We start from the raw sequence: 3,419 nt of genomic DNA on the forward strand, positions 1-3,419 counted from the left end.
CCGATCGACGCCGCGCTCACCGCCGCGGGGGCCGACCCCGCCGATCCCGCGCTCGCCGCAGCCCTCGCCTGGGTTCAGGCGACGACGGGCGCCGATGTCGCGAAGGCGTCCAGCTGGTTCCCTCCGGCGTTCGCCCCCGATGCGCTCCTCGGCGCGGACGGCGATGTCGGCGTGCTCGTGAACTCGCCGCTCGACGGCATCAAGGTCACGCTCGCCTCGCCCGTCACGCGGATCGCATACGACGACTCAGGGGTGAGCCTGCGCCTGGGCACGGGCGAGTCGCTGTCCTTCGACCGGGTCGTCGTGACGGCCCCGCTCGGGGTGCTGCAGCGTCAGGCGATCGAGTTCGCGCCGCCGCTGCCGTTCGGGCACCGCGGGGCGATCGCCGCGCTGGCCTCCGGATACGTGGAGACCGTGTGGGCGCAGTTCGACGAGGTCTTCTGGAAGGTCGACGCCGACCTCTGGCACGTCGTCGGCGGCGACGGCCCCATCCGCACCTGGCTGAACCTGCAGCCCGTCACCGGCAGGCCCGTGCTCGTCGGCCTGGTCGGCGGACCGGACGCCGAGGCGTTCGCGAAGCTCGGAGACGGCGACGCGGAGGCCGCCGTGCGCGAGTCGCTCCGGTTCTTCGTCTCGGCGACGCCGACGCCCTGACCTCAGGTCGGATCCGGCTCGTCCTCGTCCTCGTCCGCCCGCCCGGAGCGGTGCAGATCCGTCCTGGCCATGGTGTGCAGCCGGCTGAGCGCGACCAGTCCGCTCGCGACGAGCGCGAAGATCGCCAGCGCGATCGCGCAGGTCGCGATCATCTCGGGCGTCCCGGAGACCTGTCGCGGATCCAGGAAGTAGTACGGATACCAGCCGACCACGCCTCCCCGCCAGATCGTGAACACGCCCCAGACGGCCGGGTACAGCAGCACGTACGGCACGATCCGCCAGGACGCGGCACGTCGGCCGGGGCCGAAGACCCAGGCGACGATCGTCCAGGCGGGGAGCACGAAGTGCAGCACGACGTCGGACCACGGCACCCAGATCGGGATGCCGTGCAGGCCCGCCTGCCACACGATCAGGGCGAACGCGAGACCCGCGGTGATGGTCCAGCTGAGCACGACGGCCCTGGCCGTGGTGAGCCAGGCCGGATCCTCCGGCGTCCGCAGCGCGATGATCCCGGCGATGAGCGCGAGGATCGCGAACACGATGTTCGACTCGATCGTGAGGTAGGCGAGGTAGTTCTGGCCCGCGATGGTCTGCGAGCCCAGCCCCCAGAACAGACGGTCCACGAGGGCGACGGCGCACACGCCCGCGGTGAGCAGACGCGACCAGCCGAAGGCCATCCTCATCGTCACTCGCGCGTCGTCCTCCTCGGCCGGGCTGTTCGACGGCCCCTCGGGTCGGGTCGCCCGCCACCCGGCCGAGTCTACGTAACCCCGATGGGCGCGGTCCGGATCCGAGGGCATCGCGTGCGTCCGGAGCGGGGACGGGGTGCGCCCCGGGAGCCCCCGGAAACGGACTCGGGTCTAGGCTGACGGGCGTGACTTCGCCCGTGCCGCTCCGTCTCGCGCTCGTCGTGGCGGGGGGCGTGATCGGCTCCGCCGCGCGGCTCGGGCTGGGGCTCGCGCTGCCGGCCCCTGCGGGGAGCGGCCTCGGTGCCGTCCCCTGGGCCACGCTCATCGCCAATGTCGTCGGCGCCTTCCTCATCGGGGTGCTCGCCGCCCGGCTGCCGTCCTCGAGCGGCGTCCGGATCCTCCTCGGCACCGGGGTGCTCGGCGGCTTCACCACCTACAGCGCGTTCGCCGTCGGCAGCGTCGCGCTGTGGCACGCGCAGCCCTGGCTCGCCGTGGCATACGCGATCGGCAGCCTCGTGCTCGGCCTCGGTGCCGCGGCGCTCGGACTCGATCTCGCCCGGCCCCGCTCCTCGCACACGCAGGCGCACGGATGAGCCCGCTGATCCTCCTGTACGCCGCGCTCGCCGGAGGCGTCGGCGCGGGCCTGCGCTACCTCGTCGATCTCGGCGTCGCGCGGCTGGTCGGCACCAGGTACCCCTGGGGCGTGCTGGTGATCAACCTCACCGGATCCTTCGCGCTGGGGGTGGTCACGGGCGGCTTCCCCGCGGCGGCGTTCATCGTCGGGGCGGGTCTCCTCGGCGGCTACACGACGTTCAGCACGGCCATGCTCGACACGGTCGCGCTGTGGCGCGACGGATCCTCCCGTGCCGCCGTCTTCAACGCCGTGGGCATGCTGATCCTGGGCGTGCTGGCGGCGATCGCCGGTCTCGCGCTCGGCACGGCCCTCACGGGCTGAGCCGCGGCCGTCCGGGATCCGGTGCGACGATCAGCACACGTTGCGACGATCAGCACCCGGATCCACGTCACCACGTGTGCGAACCGTCGCATGCTGTGCTGATCGTCGCGCCCGGGACGGATCCGCGGCCGACCGGGATCCGGCGCCGCTCGCCCGGCGGGACCCGGCGTCACTGCCGGAGCGGCGAGGCCTGCGACGGATGCCAGAGGTATCCGGACTCGGTCGCGAGGGCGACCGCCTCCGCGGCCGATGACGCGCCGAGCTTGCGGTACAGCGAACGCTGATGGGTCTTGACCGTGTTGACCGAGCGGAAGAGGTCCCGGGCGATGTCCGGTCGTTTCATCCCGCGCGCCAGCCTCGTCAGCACCTCGAGCTCGGGGCGGGTGAGCGACGGCTTCTCGAGCACGCCCGCCCGGTCGAACGAGAAGTCCTGCGGAAGCAGCTCTGGGACGAGATCGGCGACCACGCGGAGGACGCCCGGCGCCAGCGTGCCGAGGACGGAGATCTCGTACGGACTGCACCGGCGGGCGTTGACGGGCAGCAGGGCGATCGTGGCCGATGCCCTGCCCGAGTCGCCGCTCACGTAGTGCGCGAGCGCGCAGACCTGGTGCCGCTGCCGATCGGCCTGCAGGAGCCCCGCCGTCGCGGTGGCGGAGGCGTCCAGACTGTCCAGCGCGCGGCGCGGTGCGCCGGACCCGATGTCGATCAGCGCGCGCACCACGGTCGCGATCCAGTGCTCCTCGCGGACGTCCTGGATCTCGGCGCGCGCCCGGGGGAGGTCGCCGTTCAGAAGGGAGTCCAGCGCGAGCATGACCGGTAGCGCGGAGCCGACGAGTCCTGTGCCGTCCCGCCCGAATCCCGCGTTCGCCATCGCCTCCATGCGCGAGCGCGCCGCCTCGCGACGGCCGGTCACGGACCCCCACGCGTGCAGGGCGATCACGGCGAAGGGCCACAGCTCGCCGAGATCCGAATACGTCAGGTCCAGCAGCGTGGAGAACGCCTCGTCGCGGTCCTCCGTCGCGACCAGGGCCTCGACCAGCCGCTGGTCGCCATCCAGCCTGGTCTCCACCCAGCTCGTGGTGCGGGGCACCGCTGCGGCCTGCTGCAGATGGGATCGGGCG

At 72.8% G+C, this 3,419-nt stretch carries 5 protein-coding genes; 3 read left to right on the plus strand and 2 right to left on the minus strand.

Features of this window, described 5'->3' with window-relative positions:
* The coding region (locus tag B7X32_RS19570) for an FAD-dependent oxidoreductase (RefSeq protein ID WP_292723579.1) at positions 1-654 on the plus strand (654 nt) is incomplete at its 5' end.
* Positions 655-656: 2 nt separating this feature from the next.
* On the opposite strand, the gene B7X32_RS19575 is transcribed toward B7X32_RS19570, so the two are convergent.
* Positions 657-1,337: a Pr6Pr family membrane protein gene (locus tag B7X32_RS19575; protein WP_292723590.1), complete on the minus strand. Its 681-nt coding sequence runs from the start codon at positions 1,335-1,337 to the stop codon at positions 657-659.
* Between the two features lie 191 nt (positions 1,338-1,528).
* On the opposite strand from B7X32_RS19575, the gene B7X32_RS19580 reads away from it, so the two are divergent.
* Positions 1,529-1,936, plus strand: a complete 408-nt coding sequence (locus B7X32_RS19580) for a CrcB family protein (protein ID WP_292723582.1) — start codon at positions 1,529-1,531, stop codon at positions 1,934-1,936.
* Complete coding sequence (locus B7X32_RS19585) at positions 1,933-2,298, plus strand: CrcB family protein (RefSeq protein ID WP_292723584.1); 366 nt, start codon at positions 1,933-1,935, stop codon at positions 2,296-2,298. Before B7X32_RS19580 ends, B7X32_RS19585 begins: the two co-directional genes overlap by 4 nt.
* A 169-nt stretch (positions 2,299-2,467) precedes the next feature.
* On the opposite strand, the gene B7X32_RS19590 is transcribed toward B7X32_RS19585, so the two are convergent.
* On the minus strand, positions 2,468-3,419 hold a 952-nt coding region (locus B7X32_RS19590; protein ID WP_292723587.1), incomplete at its 5' end, for a LuxR C-terminal-related transcriptional regulator.

Origin of the sequence: Microbacterium sp. 13-71-7 (assembly GCF_002257455.1) — a bacterium.
GTDB lineage: Bacteria > Actinomycetota > Actinomycetes > Actinomycetales > Microbacteriaceae > Microbacterium.